We start from the raw sequence: 15,202 nt of genomic DNA, 5'->3' as shown, positions 1-15,202 counted from the left end.
TCAGGCACCCGGACCGGACGGCCGGGCGCGCTGTCGGCAGGTCCTCGGACTGAAGCCCGTGCGGGAACGCGAAAAACGCAGCAAACGCAGCAACGCAGAAAACGCGGAAAACGCTGCAAACGCAGAAAACGCGGACACGCACAAGTACACCGTTGCGGGACAGTTCCGGATTCACACCGGATTCCCCTGCGGCGACAGCAAGCATGAGCATACATCTTGTGCCGGACGGCGCGAGCGTGCCCATATGTTGTGGCGCAGGGGTCCTGGGGCGCGGTGATGTGCGGTGATGTCAGAGCGTCAGTTCGTAGGTGAGGAGCATGACGTCGCTCAGGTCCGGTACCGGGTTCCAGTCCCGCTCCGGGCAGCGGACGAAGCCGAGCCGCTCATAGAGGCGGTGCGCCGAGCGCATCGACCGCTGGGTCGACAGCACGATTCGCCGGCACCCCTCGATCCCCCGGGCCCGGTCGAGGCAGGCGCGCACCAGGGCCTCCCCGGCACCCCGTCCCCGGCCCGCGCGGGCGACCCGCCAGCATCCGGATCTCCGCCTCGCCCGGCTCCGCCAGGTCGGCCATCGGGCCGGGGCCCGGCACGAAGGCCACCCCGCCCAGCACCGTCCCCCGCTCCACGGCGACCAGCACTTCGGCGGCCGCCGCCCGCCCCGCCACGTCCCGGAGCCTGCCGAGGTACGCGTCGCTCTCCCCGAAGTCCAGCAGACCGTCCAGCAGGTAGGCCTGCGCGGTGATCTCACCCAGTTCCGCGTACTCGCCGGGTTCCACCGGCCGGATGACGATGTCCATGGTGCGAGTGTGCCGGACGGGTACGACGACGGGCCGCCGGATTCCTCCGGCGGCCCGTCACCCGGTGTGCCCGGGGCGTCAGTGGGCGCTGCCCGCCGTGGCCGGCGGGAGCTCCACCTCGACGCCCGGGTCGCCCGCGTCCGCCGTGTAGTCCTCCGGCCTGGTCCGGTCGATGCCCTCGGGCGCCTTGAACGCCCTCATGACGAAGGTCAGCACGACCGTGACCAGGACATTGAGCACGAAGGCGGTGAGCCCGATGTAGCCGATCTCGCCGATCCCCGGGATCTCCTTCGCGGACCCGCCGAAGTGCTTCTGCGTCGGCGAGGCCACCCCGTACGCCGCGACCGTGCCGTAGACCATGCCGACCGCCCAGCCGCCGAGCAGTGCCCAGCGATGGAACCAGCGGGTGAACAGGCCGCCCACCAGCGCCGGGAAGGTCTGCAGGATCCAGATGCCGCCGAGCAGCTGGAAGTTGATGGCGACCGTCTTGTCCATGGTGAGGACGAAGGCCAGCGCACCCACCTTCACCAGCAGCGAGACCACCTTGGAGACCTGGGTCTCCTGCGCCGGTGTCGCGTCGGGCTTGAGGAAGTCCTTGTAGATGTTGCGGGTGAACAGGTTCGCGGCCGCGATCGACATGATCGCCGCCGGCACCAGCGCGCCGATGCCGATCGCCGCGAAGGCCACACCGGCGAACCAGTCCGGGAACATGCTCTCGAACAACTGGGGGATCGCCAGCTGCCCGTTGTCGACGTCGACCCCGGCCGCGATCGCCATGAAACCGAGCAGTGCCAGCAGGCCCAGCATCAGCGAGTACAGCGGCAGGATCGTGGTGTTGCGGCGGATCACCTCACGGCTGCGCGAGGACAGCGTCGCGGTGATCGAGTGCGGGTACATGAACAGCGCGAGCGCCGAGCCCAGCGCCAGCGTGGCGTAAGTCCACTGCCCCGCCTCGCCCGGCACCAGCGAACCGCGCGGTGCGCCCGTGGCCGGGTTGGTCTCGCCGTACGCCTCGCTCGCCTTGGCGAAGACGGCGTCGAAGCCGCCCAGCTTGATCGGGATGTAGATGATCGCCACCGCGATCACGAGGTAGATCAGCGTGTCCTTCACGAACGCGATCAGCGCGGGGGCCCGCAGCCCCGACGAGTACGTGTACGCGGCCAGCACGCCGAAGGCGATCAGTAGCGGCAGGTCCTTGACGAACCAGTGGGTGCTCTCCCCGCCGCCGACCCCCATCACGTCCAGCACCGCCTGGATACCGACCAGTTGGAGCGCGATGTACGGCATCGTCGCCAGGATGCCGGTGAGCGCCACCGCCAGCGACAGCCCCTTCGAGTCGAACCGGCCGCGCACGAAGTCGGACGTCGTCACATAGCCGTGCTTGTGCGAGACCGACCACAGCCGGGGCAGGAAGGTGAAGATCAGCGGGTACACCAGGATCGTGTACGGCACCGCGAAGAAGCCCGCCGCGCCGGCCGCGTAGATCGCCGCCGGCACGGCCACGAAGGTGTACGCCGTGTACAGGTCGCCGCCGAGCAGGAACCAGGTGACCCAGGTACCGAACGACCGCCCTCCCAGGCCCCATTCGTCGAGGCTGTGCTCGTTCGCGGCCCTGCGCCAGCGGGCGGCCAGAAAGCCCATCACCGTGACGAGGACGAAGAAGAAGATGAAGACGGCGAGTGCCACGCCGTTCACGCCGTCGTTCACCGCCGCGCACCGCCCTTCGCGGCCGCGCGAGCACGCTGATCACGCTGCCACAGCTTGTACGCGATCATCGTCAGTGAGGCGGAGACCGGCACCCACAGCATCTGGTACCAGTAGAAGAACGGGATGCCGATGAGGACGGGGTCGGTCTTCGCGTACGAGCCGACCCACATCAGGGCCACTAACGGTGCCAGGAGGCAGACGGCGATGACGACGCGCATCGGCGTCACCACCGACTGTCTGCCGGTTTCCGGGGCTTGCGACATAGAAACGGTTCCGTCCCCTCGCTGATCGCCTGTCTGACGCGCAGGAAATCTAGATCGCGGTGGACCGGGGCGGAACCCCCCGCGGGGGTTGTGTACTCAAAGTCCACGGAACCCCGACCGGACAGCGGCGGAATCTCCGGCGAAACCCCCGCCAATGCCTCCGGGTTCAGTCCTGCGGGCGCTTCAGTCGGGCGACGAACTTGTACCGGTCGCCCCGGTACACCGACCGCACCCACTCCACCGGCTGCCCGTCCCGGTCCCGGGAGTGCCGGGAGAGCATCAGCATCGGCAGTCCCACGTCGGTGCCGAGCAGACCGGCCTCGCGCGGGGTGGCCAGCGAGGTCTCGATGGTCTCCTCGGCCTCCGCCAGGTGGACGTCGTACACCTCGGCGAGGGCGGTGTAGAGGGAGGTGTACTTGACGAGGCTGCGGCGCAGCGCCGGGAAGCGCTTCGCGCTCAGGTGGGTGGTCTCGATGGCCATCGGCTCGCCGTTGGCCATGCGCAGCCGCTCGATGCGCAGCACCCGTCCGCCGGGGGCGATGTCGAGCAGTTCGGCGAGCCCGTCGTCGGCGGTGATGTAGCCGACGTCCAGCAGTTGGGAGGTGGGCTCCAGGCCCTGGGCGCGCATGTCCTCGGTGTACGAGGTGAGCTGCAGCGCCTGCGAGACCTTGGGCTTGGCGACGAAGGTGCCCTTGCCCTGGATGCGCTCCAGGCGGCCCTCGACCACGAGCTCCTGGAGCGCCTGGCGCACGGTGGTGCGCGAGGTGTCGAACTCCGCCGCCAGGGTGCGCTCGGGCGGGACCGGTGTGCCGGGCGGAGCCGTCTCGGTCATGTCCAGCAGGTGCTTCTTCAGCCGGTAGTACTTGGGCACGCGGGCCGTACGGACCGTGGTTCCGGCCTCGCTCTCCGTGCTGTTGACGTCGGTGCTCATGCTCTGCCTTCCCGGCTTCGAGTGCCGAACGACCGACACCCCATCGGCCCCGGCTCACATCGTGGCACGGCTGCGTGCGGGAAGGTTCCCCGCACGCTCCGTGACCCCCTCTGTATACCCCTGGGGCAGGGGCTGGTCTAGTCCACAGGGGCGGTCTGTGGACGCCCGGGACCCGCGACGCCCACGGAGACTTCGGGGCCTTCGGGGCCTGCGGTCAGAGCCCCTGCCAGTCCGGCTTGTTCGCATAGGCGTACCGGAAGTAGTCGGCGAACTTGAGCTTGCCGGCGGCGGCCTCGTCGACGACGACCGTGGCGCGCGGGTGCAGCTGCAGCGCGGACGCCGGGCACACCGCGGCCAGCGGACCCTCGACGGTCGCGGCGATCGCGTCCGCCTTGCCCTCGCCGGTGGCGAGCAGCACCAGGTGGCGGGCCTCCAGGATGGTGCCGATGCCCTGGGTGATGACGTGGTGCGGGACCTGGTCGACGTCGCCCCCGAAGAAGCGCGCGTTGTCCGCCCGGGTCTGCTCGGTCAGCGTCTTGATCCGGGTGCGCGAGACGAGCGAGGAGCACGGCTCGTTGAACCCGATGTGCCCGTCCGTCCCGATGCCGAGCAGCTGCAGGTCGATGCCGCCGGCCTCGCCCAGCGCCTTGTCGTACGCCTCGCACGCGGCCTGCACGTCCTCGGCCGAGCCGTCGGGACCCATGAATGCGTCCGCCCCGATCCCGAGCGGCTCCAGCACCTCGCGCCGGACCACCGAGCGGTAGGACTCGGGGTGATCGGCGGGCAGCCCCACGTACTCGTCGAGCTGGGCGATCCTCGCCCGGGAGGCGTCCACGGCACCGGAGCGCACCCGGTCGGCCAGTGCCTGGTAGACGGGCAGCGGGGTGGAGCCGGTGGCCACGCCGAGCAGGGCGTCGGGTTTGCGCCGCAGGAGTTGCGCCATGGCCCCGGCGATGAGTTCGCCGCCGGCCTTGGCGTCCGGAACGATGACAACTTCCACGGTGGGCCTGCCGATCTGAGAGGGGACTCGACTGGGGACCGGCCCCGGTCGGGGCGGGCGAGTCGCGTGGTTTAGACCAATATGAATTTAACAGAACCAGGGCTCCGCCCGGGCCGAGGCCGCGGGTACCGGGTTCCCGGACCGTCTCAGCATCTCAGGGCCGGGCGGGGCGGTCGCGGCCCGCCCCGCCGAAATCGTCGTGCCCTTCCGGTCCCGCGCCGCGCTCCCGCGGGATAGGCTGCACGGTGGACGGCCGTGGATCCGTCTCCGCGTGATCATGGAAAACGTGACGCCGAAAGTCAATGCGGAAGTCAACGCCGGAGATCGGCTCCGGAAGTCGACGCGGGAAGTCGGCTCGAGGAGTCGGCGCGAGAAACCGGCACGGAAAAAGACAACAGCGAACACTCCCCGAGACATGGACACGGGCAGTGGTCTAGTCCACAATGCGTACCAGCGCACACCAGCCTGCCTTCCCCGCACAGGAAGGCGGATCGAGGATCCGGAGCTCTCTGCCCTGACTGCCCCGGTTCCTCACCCCTCGGCCGACCGGGACCGCACACCCCACGGCCGATGTCGCTCCGGGCTGCGGTGCCGGGAGGGCTGAGGGTCCCTCTCAGGCGCCGCGGCCCGCGGGTGCCTCCGGGGGAGGGCGCGGCGCCCCGGTACGCTCGCTGACGTGCCCTCCATGAACGAACTCGTACTCCAGCACACGGCGCTCGACGACACCGACCTCGAGTGGCTGCACCTGCTGGTCTCGGAGTGGCAACTGCTCTCCGACCTGTCCTTCGCCGACCTGGTCCTGTGGATCCCCACCCGGGACGGCACCCGTTATGTCTCCGTCGCCCAGATGCGGCCCAACACCGGCCCGACCTCGCACCAGGACGACATGATCGGCCATCTCGTCCCGCGCGGCCGCCGACCCATGCTGGACGCGGCCCTGGACGAGGGACGGATCGTACGGGAGGGCGACCCGGAATGGCGCGAGGAGGTTCCGGTCCGCGTCGAGTCCATCCCCGTACGGCGTGAAGACCGCGTTCTCGGCGTCATCGCCCGCAACACCAACCTCCTCACGGTGCGCACCCCCAGCCGACTGGAGCTCACCTACCTGCAGAGCGCCTCCGACCTCGCGCAGATGATCGCCACCGGAGCCTTCCCGTTCGCGGACCGGCAACTCGACATGGGCGCCCTGCCCCGGGTGGGCGACGGGCTGATCCGGCTCGACGCCGAGGGCATCGTCCAGTACGCCTCCCCGAACGCCCTGTCCGCCTACCACCGCTTGGGCCTCGCGGCCGACCTCGTCGGCCACCATCTCGGCCGGACCACCGCCGAACTGGCCCCTTCCCGCGGGCCGGTGGACGAAGCGCTCGCCAAGGTCGCCAGTGGCTGGGCGCCGCGCGAGTTCGAGATCGAGGCGACCAACGTGGTCATCCAGTTCCGGGCGATCCCGCTCAAACCGAAGGGGACCCGCATCGGTTCACTGGTCCTGCTCCGGGACGTCACCGAACTTCGCCGCCGCGAACGCGAGCTGATCACCAAGGACGCGACCATCCGGGAGATCCACCACCGGGTGAAGAACAACCTCCAGACGGTGGCGGCGCTGCTGCGCCTCCAGGCCCGGCGGATCGGTTCCGAGCGCGGCCGCGCCGCGCTGGAGGAGGCGGTGCGCAGGGTCGGGTCCATCGCCATCGTGCACGAGACGCTTTCTCAGAACCTGGACGAGCGCGTGGAGTTCGACGAGATCGCCGACCGGGTCCTGGCGATGGTCGCCGAGATCTCCCCGGGCAAGGTCACCGGCCGGCGCACCGGCCGCTTCGGCATACTCGACGCCGAGGTCGCCACCCCGCTGTCGATGGTGCTGACGGAGGTCCTGCAGAACGCCCTGGAGCACGGCTTCGGCGAGGGGGAGACCGGCACGGTCGAGGTGACCGCGGTCCGCGGCGGCACCACGAAGGAGACCCGTCTGCTGGTCACCGTGCAGGACGACGGCGTCGGTCTGCCCGAGGACTTCGATCCGCACACCGCGGGCAATCTGGGCCTGCACATCGTGCGGACCCTGGTCGAGGGTGAGTTGAGCGGCGCCTTCGACATGGTCCCGGTCCCGGAAGGGGGCACCCGGGTGATCCTGGACATCCCGGTGGACATGAACAAGTGACAGCGACGCGGCGCGACAGGCGAAGAGCCCCGGACCGGGAAACGGTCCGGGGCTCTTCGCCTGTTTGATGGCGTTCCCCTCCGGCTCGAGGTGAGCCGAGAACTCGGGGGAGCATCAGGGGAACTGCGTGCTGCGGCTCGGGGGGCGGGAGATGCGTACGCGCTGTACGCGCCGCCAAGCTCAGGCTGTCAGCAGGGGTGGGTTGTCAGGCGGATGCCTGACGGGCCCGGTTGCGGGCGGCGCGGCGCTTCATTGCGCGGCGCTCGTCCTCGCTGAGACCACCCCAGACGCCGCTGTCCTGACCGGACTCGAGTGCCCACTGCAGGCAGCTCTCGATGACCGGGCAGCGACGGCAGACGGCCTTGGCTTCCTCGATCTGCAGCAGCGCAGGACCGGTGTTGCCGATGGGGAAGAACAGCTCGGGGTCTTCCTCGCGACAAACGGCGTTGTGACGCCAGTCCATGGCTGCTACCTCTCCTTGGTGTGAACTACACGATGGCTTGTGAATGTGAACGCTTTCACGAATCCCCCAACAAGTGAAGGGCCGAACGCCAGGTTCGCTGGCGTGGTCCTTGGAGTGAAGGGGGGTTCCGGCGGTTCGCGGACGCCGATGCTGCGGGCCGTCCCGATCGCCATGTAGAGACTCGCAAACCTCGGCGGCGGATACAACCCCTTCCGGAAAGTTTTTTTTGATTCATCGGTGTCGACTAGGTCACAGCCGTACTTCCAGGGGGTGGATCCTGGTCTAAACGTTCGAGTGAAAGGACTTTAGCCTTTTCCGCTCACACAATCACACGCAGTGCACGGCGAACGCCTGTGAACGTCACGCTGGTACGCAGTCCGAGGTGGTCACCGTCCATCTGGAGGGGTAGTGGCACCTTCGAATGCAAGGTGAACTGGGTCAGATCGTGTCCGGCGACCACATGCCTGCCCCGGGGTCCGCGCTCGGGGGACGAAGTGAGCAACTGGGTGCCATACCGGGCAACGGCGGCGGTGGACAGCCGCTTCAGACCGAAGATGTCGAGGCCGGTATCGAACGAGGCCTTAGGTGACGCGTAGATCGGACGATTGCCGAGAAACGTCCACGGGGAGGCGTTCGACACAATGGAGAGCAGCAGATCGGTGACCGGGTCCTCGCCCGGCTGCTCCAGCGTTATCACCCCGTGCCGGCGGCGCGGCTCCCCGAGGAGCTGGCGCACCACCTGACGCATGTACAGAGCGTGAGTGGACTTCTTGCCCCGCTCGCGGTGCTGTTCCACCCGGCCGACCACCCCGGCGTCGAAGCCCAGCCCCGCGTTGAACGTGAACCAGCGGGGCGGCACGCCCTCGTCGTCCGTCCCCGGCGTGCCCGACGTCAGGCCCAGACCGACGGTGCGCTCGCGGCTCTCGCGCAGCGCGTCCAGCAGGACGCCGGTGGCCTCCACGGGCTGGTTGGGCAGGCCCAGGGCGCGGGCGAAGACGTTGGTGGAGCCGCCGGGGACCACGGCGAGGCCGGGCAGGTGCTCCGGGTCGGGGCCGGCGTGCAGCAGGCCGTTGACGACCTCGTTGACCGTGCCGTCGCCGCCGAGGGCCACCACCAGATCGATGTCGTCGCTCTCCGCCGCCTGCCGGCCCAGGTCCCGTGCGTGACCCCGGTACTCCGTGCTCACCGCTTCCAGTTTCATCTCACTGGCGAGCGCGTGGATCAGTACGTCACGCGTACGCGCACTCGTGGTGGTTGCCGCCGGATTGACCACGAGAAGTGCACGCATGCGTTGCAGGGTACCTACTGTGCGGTACCGGAGCCCAGGCCGAGGGGTGATCGGAAACGGACGTGGGGCGGGACCGGGGGACGCGAGCCTCGGCACGGGGGCGCGTACGGGCGAGGGCTTACCCTTCAGGGGTGAGCAGCGAGCAGACCCCCACCACCACTCCGGACGCCGCCGGCCCCCGCCCGCGCCGTCTGACGTACGCCGCGGGGCTCACCGCTCTGGAGGGGCTGGGCCTGCTGGCCGGCGGGATCTGGATGCTGGTCCGCGGGCTCACCGGCCAGCCGGACGACCGGCAGCAGGCCGTCACCGGCGGACTCACGCTGATGGTGCTCGCCCTGCTGCCGCTGCTCGCCGCGCGCGGACTGCTCGGCCGTAGGAGCTGGAGCCGCGGCCCGGCCGTCATCACCCAGCTCCTGGCGCTGCCGGTGGCCTACAACCTGCTGCAGTCCGACAGTGTGGCCATCCCGGCGGGAATCGTGCTCGCGGTGGTGGCCGTGACGGCCCTGGTGCTGCTGCTCAACCCCGAGACGACCCGGTCCCTCGGCATCAGGGGGCCCGGGAACGCCGAGAAGTAGCCCGCCTCCCGGGCCGCTGCCGTGCGCCCCGCGGTGCGGCGGCTCACTCCTTGCTCACTCGTCGGCCACTCCCCGCTCACTCCTCGCTCACTCCTCCACGAGGAGCTTCTCGCGCAGCTGCGCCAGCGTGCGGGCCAGCAGCCGGGAGACGTGCATCTGCGAGATGCCGACCTCCTGTGCGATCTGCGACTGGGTCATGTTGCCGAAGAAGCGCAGCAGCAGGATCCGCTTCTCGCGCGGCGGCAGGTCCTCCAGCAGCGGCTTGAGCGACTCCCGGTACTCCACACCCTCCAGCGCCTCGTCCTCGGCGCCCAGGGTGTCGGCGACCGCCGGGGACTCGTCGTCGGTGTCGGGGACGTCCAGGGACAGCGTGGAGTACGCGTTGGCGGACTCCAGCCCCTCCAGGACCTCCTCCTCGGAGATCGCCAGCTTCTCGGCGAGCTCGTGCACCGTGGGGGACCGGCCGTGCAACTGGGAGAGCTCGGCGGTGGCCGTCGTCAGCGACAGGCGCAGCTCCTGCAGCCGGCGCGGCACGCGCACCGCCCAGCCCTTGTCGCGGAAGTGCCGCTTGATCTCGCCGACGACCGTCGGGGTCGCGTACGTCGAGAACTCCACGCCGCGGTCCGGGTCGAAGCGGTCGACCGACTTGATCAACCCGATGGTGGCGACCTGGGTCAGGTCGTCCAGCGGTTCCCCGCGGTTGCGGAAACGGCGCGCGAGGTGTTCGACGAGCGGCAGATGCATGCGGACCAGCCGGTTGCGCAGTTCCGCGTACTCGGGGGTGCCGTCCTGCAGGGTGCGCAGCTCGAGGAACAAGGCGCGTGCCCCGCTGCGGTCCTGCGGGTCGCGCTGCGCGCCGTGCGCCACCGGGGTGTGCCGGACGCCCTGTGCGCTCGGCGTCCGCGGCACCTCGCTCTCGGCGTGTCGCTCGTGCTCGTTCATCGTCCCGCCCGTCGCCCTTCCCCGAGCGCTCGCCTCGTCCCCCGCCGTCGGCCTCGCCCGCGCCGGGGCTTCCTGGTGTCCGGGGGAGACCCCGGGCCGCCGCCCGGCCTCGGGCGTGCTCCGTGCGGCGCCGCCGGCCGGCCCGCCGCCCGGCGGGCCGGCCTGAGCGGAGTCGTCCTCCGGGTGGGGCCGGGCCTGTTCCGGAATGGCGTCGATGCCGTCGATGCCGCCCGGCATCCGCTCGGCGGGCAGCCCCCGTGTGCCGCGTTCTTCGTCCCGCACCGGCCCGTCCTCGTTCCTCACGCCGGCCCGGGTCCCGCGCCGCGCTGTTTGTAGAGGCTGATCGAAACGGTTTTGTCGTCGTCCACGGCGGAGGAGACCTTGCCCGCGAGAGCGGACAGGACGGTCCACGCGAAGGTGTCACGCGAGGGAGCGTGACCGTCCGTGGTCGGCGCCGAGACCGTGACCTCGAGCGAGTCGTCGACGAGGCGGAAGACACAACTGAGCACCGAACCCGGCACGGCCTGCTGAAGCAGGATCGCGCAGGCCTCGTCGACCGCGATGCGCAGGTCCTCGATCTCGTCGAGGGTGAAGTCCAACCGGGCCGCGAGACCGGCCGTGGCCGTACGCAGCACCGACAGATAGGCACCTGCGGCCGGCAGCCGGACTTCCACGAAGTCCTGGGTCGCGGGCTCGCCTGCGATCTGGGACACCCTCACCTCCAAGGTGGTACAAGCGTTACAGGACCGGGGTCGCCCCGGGCAACGCGATACGTGGTTCAGCGGTGACGCTACCGCGCTCCCGACGGTCCTGTCCCCGGGACCCCGACCCATGCTGTCACTCATAGTAAAACCACGGATACGCTCCGTGGCTAGGGGTCTGCGGGCCCGAAAGGGAAGAGCGCGCGCCGGATTGACGTACCCAGACGTCACGCGATCGAACCGTCCGTCGCCGGAGTCCTCTCGTGTCACACCGGGACGTGCTCGACGAGTTGCTGCAACCAGTCTGCCACCGTGCCCCTGTAGTCAGGCGCTCACGGGAAGGGGCGGCCGGTGACGACCGCCGCGACCGTGCTCCCGCGCGGGAACGCGTTCTCCTCGGCGAGGGAGACAAGGGCGTAAAGCAACTTGGCGACATAGACATGTTCGACGGGCACGTCGTGACGTCGCTCGAAGTCCGCGGCGAACTCCTCGAGCTCCGGGGCGGTCCGGGCGTAACCGCCGAAGTGGAAGCGGTCGTCCAGGCTCCAGTCGCCGCGCGGACCGCCGAACGCCTCGGTCTGAAGGGCGCGTACGTCCGCGGCAAGGAAGCCGCCCCTCAGGACCGGAACACCCAGCGCGCGAGCACCGGGGCCGAGTCCGGCTGCCAGCCCGGCGAGCGTCCCGCCGGTGCCGCAGGCCACCGCGACGACGTCCGCCCGGCCGGCCAGTTCCTCGCCGAGCACCCGGCAACCGCGCACGGCCGGGGGGTTGCTGCCGCCCTCGGGGACGACGTACGCGCCCTCGGCGCCCGCCGCGCGCAGCACGGCCGCCAAGGTGCCGGGCGCGGTCTTGCGGCGGTAGGTCGCCCGGTCGACGAAGTGCAGCCGCATGCCGTCGGCCGCGCACCGGGCCAGCGAGGGGTTGAGGGGGCGGTCGCCGAGCTCCTGGCCGCGCACCACGCCGACCGTGGGCAGGCCGAGCAGCCGGCCGGCGGCGGCGGTGGCCCGCAGGTGGTTGGAGTACGCGCCGCCGAAGGTGAGCACGGTCCGGCCGGCCGCCGCCGCGAGATTCGGCGCGAGTTTGCGCCACTTGTTCCCGATCAGTTCCGGGTGGATCAGGTCGTCCCGTTTCAGCAGCAGCCGGACCCCGCGCCGCTCGAACCGCTCGTCCACGACGTCCTGGACCGGTGAGGGCAGACGGGGGTGCAGGCCCGCGAGGTTCGCGAGGGCGGCGCGGTCGGTGGTGGAGACCGCGGATGCGGGGTCGGGAGTGTCCAGGCTGGTCACCGGGCCATTGTCACCCGGCGGGGCGAGCCGGGCGCCGGGCGGGGCGGGCATCGGCCGCCCGGCGCGAGCATGGCTGAATTTCGCCGCCGTCGGTCGCCTCGCGGGCGAACGCGTGGCCGACTTTCTTCGTCAGTTCGAACTACCGCTCAGGGTCGGCTCCCCGGTGCCGGGGAGCCCGGCAGCCTCCGTGGTGGCAGGTTCCGTGCCGCCGTGGCGGTGGCCGCGGCCCCGGCGGCGGACGAGGTCGATCAGGGACGGGCCTCCCCACAGGCACCACAGGGCGATCACCGGATCGCAGATCGCGCAGCCCAGCGACGAGGTGGGGGCGAACGGGATGATGGGGTTGCCCTCGAGGTGGTGGACGACGTCCCACGCGGTGTGCAGCAGCCAGCCGACGCCGATGAACGTCCACGAGTCCAGGCCGCGGAACGCGACATAGGTGATCAGCGCCGTGAAGGCGAACTCCCAGCCGCCCAGGCCGCCCCCGCTGAGGTAGGCGGCGCCCGCGCCGGCCACCATGACGGCGTTCAGCCGCCGCCGGTGCGGCTCGCGGACGAGGGACATCAGCAGGGCGTAGAGAACACCGATGCCGACGGGGACGACGTACTGCATGACGGAGCCTTTTCCTGGACGGGCCTGGGGTCGCTCACCACGCTAGAAGCGGGTTTCCCGCACGCCCAGAGGGCCGGGCGACAGCTTCCGACGGATTGTCGCCAGGCCCGGCTCGGCACCCCGCACACCCGGGTACGTCCCCTCCGCCGTGTCACTTCAGCCGGTCACGGATGCGCGCCCGCATCGACGCCATCGTGAACCCGCGCGGATCCACCTTCCCGGGCTGCCACTCCAGGTGCCCGATCACCGATCGCTCGTTCCAGCCGTGGTGGCGGCAGACCGCTGCGGCGGCCCGCTCGATGGCTTCCAGCTGCGCCGCGGGCCAGGGGTCCTCCCCGTCGCCCAGGTTCTCGCACTCGAAGCCGTAGAAGTACCGGTTGCCGTCGGTGTTCTGCTCGTTGTCCGCGGGGAGCGTCCTCTCCGCGATCACGGCGCGCAGCACGTCGTCGTCGCCCAGGCCCGCGTGGTTGGCCCTGCCGTAGCCGACGAGGTGGACCCGGCCGTCCTTGGTGATGACGCCGTGGCACAGCGGTCCGGGCAGGTCCGCGTAGCCATCGCGGCACAGCTCGACGGTTCGGGCGCTGCCCCGGGTGACGGTGTGATGGATCATCACACCGTGGACCGGGCCCCAGGGGCCCTTGTGGTTGCGGTTGTGATCGCGCCAGTCGCCGACCTCGACGACCTTGAGACCCTCTGCTTTCAGAGCGCTCAGGAACGCGCTCGCGGACATGGGTGGGGCCATGACCGCCCTCCTTCTCGCACCGTGACGACCGCCGGGCGCGGCCGCCTCGTACCGGTGCCTATACCTAAACGGAGCGGGCGCAACCAATCGCCCCGGCCCCGTACGAGCCGATCCGGACAATGTCCGGTCGCCGGGCCGCCGCCGAACGGAACCCCCATGAATGCCCATGGAACCGAAGATCCATTCTCGCTCATTCGGGTAATACCGCAGCCACGTTCCGTGCGGAAGGCTCTGTCGCGGAGACCGACGCCCGGCACGGATGGGCGCCGGTCACAACTGGGAGGGCAATTCCTTATGTCGGTAGGCGAAGAGGTCCGCACGGAGCAGACCCGGCAGCAGCAGAGCCTCGGTACGGCGGCAGCGCGGAACCTGGCCACCACCACCAAGTCCGTACCGCAGATGCAGGAGATCAGCTCGCGCTGGCTGCTGCGCATGCTGCCCTGGACGGACGTGCAGGGTGGTACGTACCGGGTGAACCGGCGGTTGACGTACGCCGTCGGGGACGGCCGGGTGACCTTCGTGAAGACCGGTGACCGCGTCGAGGTGATCCCGGCGGAGCTGGGCGAGCTGCCGGCCCTGCGGTCGTACGAGGACGAGGAAGTGCTCGCGGAGCTGGCCACCCGCTGCCGGCAGCGGGAGATCGGGGCCGGCCAGGTGATCACTTCGTTCGGCAGTCCGGCCGACGAGGTGTTCCTGCTGGCCCACGGCAGGGTCGAGAAGGTCGGCACCGGCCCCTACGGGGGCGACGAGTCCCTCGGAATCCTCGCCGACGGCGCCTACTTCGGCGACCAGGCGCTCCTGGACGAGGGCGCCATCTGGGAGTACACCACCCGCACCCTGACCGCCTGCACCGTGCTTGTCCTGCCGCGTGACGCCGTCGAGCAGGTCGCCGAGCGGTCCGAGACGCTGCGCGAGCACCTCCGGGAGCAGCGCTCCGTTCCGAGCCGGCGCACCAACAAGTACGGCGAGCGGGAGATCGATCTCGCGGCCGGCCACAGCGGGGAACCGGACATCCCGCACACCTTCGTCGACTACGAGGCCAAGCCCCGCGAGTACGAACTGAGTGTCGCCCAGACCGTGCTGCGCATCCACACGCGCGTGGCCGACCTCTACAACCAGCCCATGAACCAGACGGAGCAGCAGATCAGGCTGACCGTCGAGGCGTTGAAGGAGCGCCAGGAGCACGAACTCATCAACAACCGGAGCTTCGGCCTGCTGCACAACTGCGAGTACGACCAGCGGATCCAGCCGCACGACGGCGTACCCGCCCCCGACGACCTGGACGAACTGCTCAGCAGGCGACGCGGGACCAAGCTGCTCCTCGCCCACCCGCGCGCGATCTCCGCGTTCGGCCGCGAGCTCAACAAGCGCGGACTCGTCCCCGAGACCATCGACATGTCCGGCAACCGCATCCCCACCTGGCGGGGTGTGCCCATCTTCCCGTGCAACAAGATCCCGGTGACGGAGGAGCGTACGACCTCCATCATCGCGCTGCGTACGGGCGAGGAGGAGCAGGGCGTCATCGGCCTGCGGGCGTCGGGCCTCCCCGACGAGATCGAGCCGAGTCTGTCCGTGCGTTTCATGGGCGTCAACGAACAGGCCATCATCAAGTACCTGGTCACGGCCTACTACTCGGCTGCCGTCCTGGTGCCGGACGCGCTCGGTGTCCTGGAGAACGTCGAGATCGGTCGCTGGCGGTGACCTTCCGCGATCTTTCGGCGCGTACGCCGTGTCCCTGCCCGT

14 protein-coding genes and 1 pseudogene are annotated in these 15,202 nt (G+C 70.2%); 3 read left to right on the top strand and 12 right to left on the bottom strand.

Going from position 1 to position 15,202, the window contains the following annotated elements:
- Positions 1–289: 289 nt before the first annotated feature.
- From ACWEQO_RS09815 to nagB, 5 genes and pseudogenes are all read right to left on the bottom strand, one after another.
- Positions 290–797 (bottom strand): annotated as a pseudogene (locus tag ACWEQO_RS09815) (GNAT family N-acetyltransferase).
- A gap of 78 nt (positions 798–875) precedes the next feature.
- Positions 876–2,504, bottom strand: a complete 1,629-nt coding sequence (gene mctP / locus ACWEQO_RS09810) for a monocarboxylate uptake permease MctP (protein ID WP_452980924.1) — start codon at positions 2,502–2,504, stop codon at positions 876–878.
- Positions 2,501–2,767 carry a DUF3311 domain-containing protein gene (locus ACWEQO_RS09805; protein ID WP_361456533.1) on the bottom strand — a complete coding sequence of 89 codons (267 nt, stop codon included), beginning with the start codon at positions 2,765–2,767 and terminating at the stop codon, positions 2,501–2,503. Before ACWEQO_RS09805 ends, mctP begins: the two co-directional genes overlap by 4 nt.
- Before the next feature lie 166 nt (positions 2,768–2,933).
- The gene (locus ACWEQO_RS09800; RefSeq protein WP_361456536.1) at positions 2,934–3,698 is read right to left on the bottom strand and encodes a GntR family transcriptional regulator; all 765 of its coding nucleotides are present in this window, start codon (positions 3,696–3,698) and stop codon (positions 2,934–2,936) included.
- A gap of 214 nt (positions 3,699–3,912) precedes the next feature.
- Positions 3,913–4,698 carry a glucosamine-6-phosphate deaminase gene (nagB, locus tag ACWEQO_RS09795; protein ID WP_452980919.1) on the bottom strand — a complete coding sequence of 262 codons (786 nt, stop codon included), beginning with the start codon at positions 4,696–4,698 and terminating at the stop codon, positions 3,913–3,915.
- A 676-nt stretch (positions 4,699–5,374) separates the two neighbouring features.
- Between nagB and ACWEQO_RS09790 the strand changes: the two genes are divergently transcribed.
- Positions 5,375–6,850, top strand: a complete 1,476-nt coding sequence (locus ACWEQO_RS09790; protein ID WP_452980916.1) for a sensor histidine kinase — start codon at positions 5,375–5,377, stop codon at positions 6,848–6,850.
- 205 nt (positions 6,851–7,055) lie between these two features.
- Here ACWEQO_RS09790 and ACWEQO_RS09785 read toward each other — a convergent pair whose 3' ends face one another.
- On the bottom strand, positions 7,056–7,313 hold the full coding sequence (locus ACWEQO_RS09785; protein ID WP_030219886.1) for a WhiB family transcriptional regulator: 258 nt from the start codon (positions 7,311–7,313) through the stop codon (positions 7,056–7,058).
- 319 nt (positions 7,314–7,632) lie between these two features.
- Positions 7,633–8,601, bottom strand: a complete 969-nt coding sequence (locus ACWEQO_RS09780; protein WP_361456545.1) for a diacylglycerol/lipid kinase family protein — start codon at positions 8,599–8,601, stop codon at positions 7,633–7,635.
- A gap of 131 nt (positions 8,602–8,732) precedes the next feature.
- Here ACWEQO_RS09780 and ACWEQO_RS09775 point away from each other — a divergent pair, with 131 nt between their 5' ends.
- Positions 8,733–9,176, top strand: coding sequence for a hypothetical protein (locus ACWEQO_RS09775; RefSeq protein ID WP_361456548.1), 444 nt, complete (start codon positions 8,733–8,735; stop codon positions 9,174–9,176).
- 87 nt (positions 9,177–9,263) lie between these two features.
- On the opposite strand, the gene ACWEQO_RS09770 is transcribed toward ACWEQO_RS09775, so the two are convergent.
- From ACWEQO_RS09770 to ACWEQO_RS09750, 5 genes are all read right to left on the bottom strand, one after another.
- Positions 9,264–10,400 carry an RNA polymerase sigma factor SigF gene (locus tag ACWEQO_RS09770; protein WP_361456551.1) on the bottom strand — a complete coding sequence of 379 codons (1,137 nt, stop codon included), beginning with the start codon at positions 10,398–10,400 and terminating at the stop codon, positions 9,264–9,266.
- Between the two features lie 17 nt (positions 10,401–10,417).
- Complete coding sequence (locus tag ACWEQO_RS09765) at positions 10,418–10,831, bottom strand: ATP-binding protein (protein ID WP_015657891.1); 414 nt, start codon at positions 10,829–10,831, stop codon at positions 10,418–10,420.
- A 320-nt stretch (positions 10,832–11,151) separates the two neighbouring features.
- Positions 11,152–12,105 (bottom strand): 1-aminocyclopropane-1-carboxylate deaminase/D-cysteine desulfhydrase, encoded by a 954-nt coding sequence (locus ACWEQO_RS09760; protein ID WP_452980910.1) that lies wholly within the window; start codon positions 12,103–12,105, stop codon positions 11,152–11,154.
- Between the two features lie 129 nt (positions 12,106–12,234).
- Positions 12,235–12,717: a DUF6010 family protein gene (locus tag ACWEQO_RS09755; RefSeq protein ID WP_361456557.1), complete on the bottom strand. Its 483-nt coding sequence runs from the start codon at positions 12,715–12,717 to the stop codon at positions 12,235–12,237.
- A gap of 151 nt (positions 12,718–12,868) precedes the next feature.
- Positions 12,869–13,459 (bottom strand): N-acetylmuramoyl-L-alanine amidase, encoded by a 591-nt coding sequence (locus tag ACWEQO_RS09750; protein WP_452980906.1) that lies wholly within the window; start codon positions 13,457–13,459, stop codon positions 12,869–12,871.
- 294 nt (positions 13,460–13,753) lie between these two features.
- On the opposite strand from ACWEQO_RS09750, the gene ACWEQO_RS09745 reads away from it, so the two are divergent.
- Positions 13,754–15,160, top strand: a complete 1,407-nt coding sequence (locus tag ACWEQO_RS09745) for a family 2B encapsulin nanocompartment shell protein (protein WP_452980903.1) — start codon at positions 13,754–13,756, stop codon at positions 15,158–15,160.
- Positions 15,161–15,202 lie beyond the last annotated feature (42 nt).

This window comes from Streptomyces sp. NPDC004051, from assembly GCF_053604275.1.
This window is presented reverse-complemented; position numbering and strand designations above follow the sequence as displayed.

Coding starts and splice junctions, on each gene's coding strand:
- ACWEQO_RS09745 (WP_452980903.1), top strand. CDS start 13,754: ATGTCGGTAGGCGAAGAGGTCCGCACGGAGCAGACCCGGCAGCAGCAG.
- ACWEQO_RS09755 (WP_361456557.1), bottom strand. CDS start 12,717: ATGCAGTACGTCGTCCCCGTCGGCATCGGTGTTCTCTACGCCCTGCTG.
- ACWEQO_RS09805 (WP_361456533.1), bottom strand. CDS start 2,767: ATGTCGCAAGCCCCGGAAACCGGCAGACAGTCGGTGGTGACGCCGATG.
- ACWEQO_RS09750 (WP_452980906.1), bottom strand. CDS start 13,459: ATGGCCCCACCCATGTCCGCGAGCGCGTTCCTGAGCGCTCTGAAAGCA.
- ACWEQO_RS09785 (WP_030219886.1), bottom strand. CDS start 7,313: ATGGACTGGCGTCACAACGCCGTTTGTCGCGAGGAAGACCCCGAGCTG.
- ACWEQO_RS09800 (WP_361456536.1), bottom strand. CDS start 3,698: ATGAGCACCGACGTCAACAGCACGGAGAGCGAGGCCGGAACCACGGTC.
- ACWEQO_RS09780 (WP_361456545.1), bottom strand. CDS start 8,601: ATGCGTGCACTTCTCGTGGTCAATCCGGCGGCAACCACCACGAGTGCG.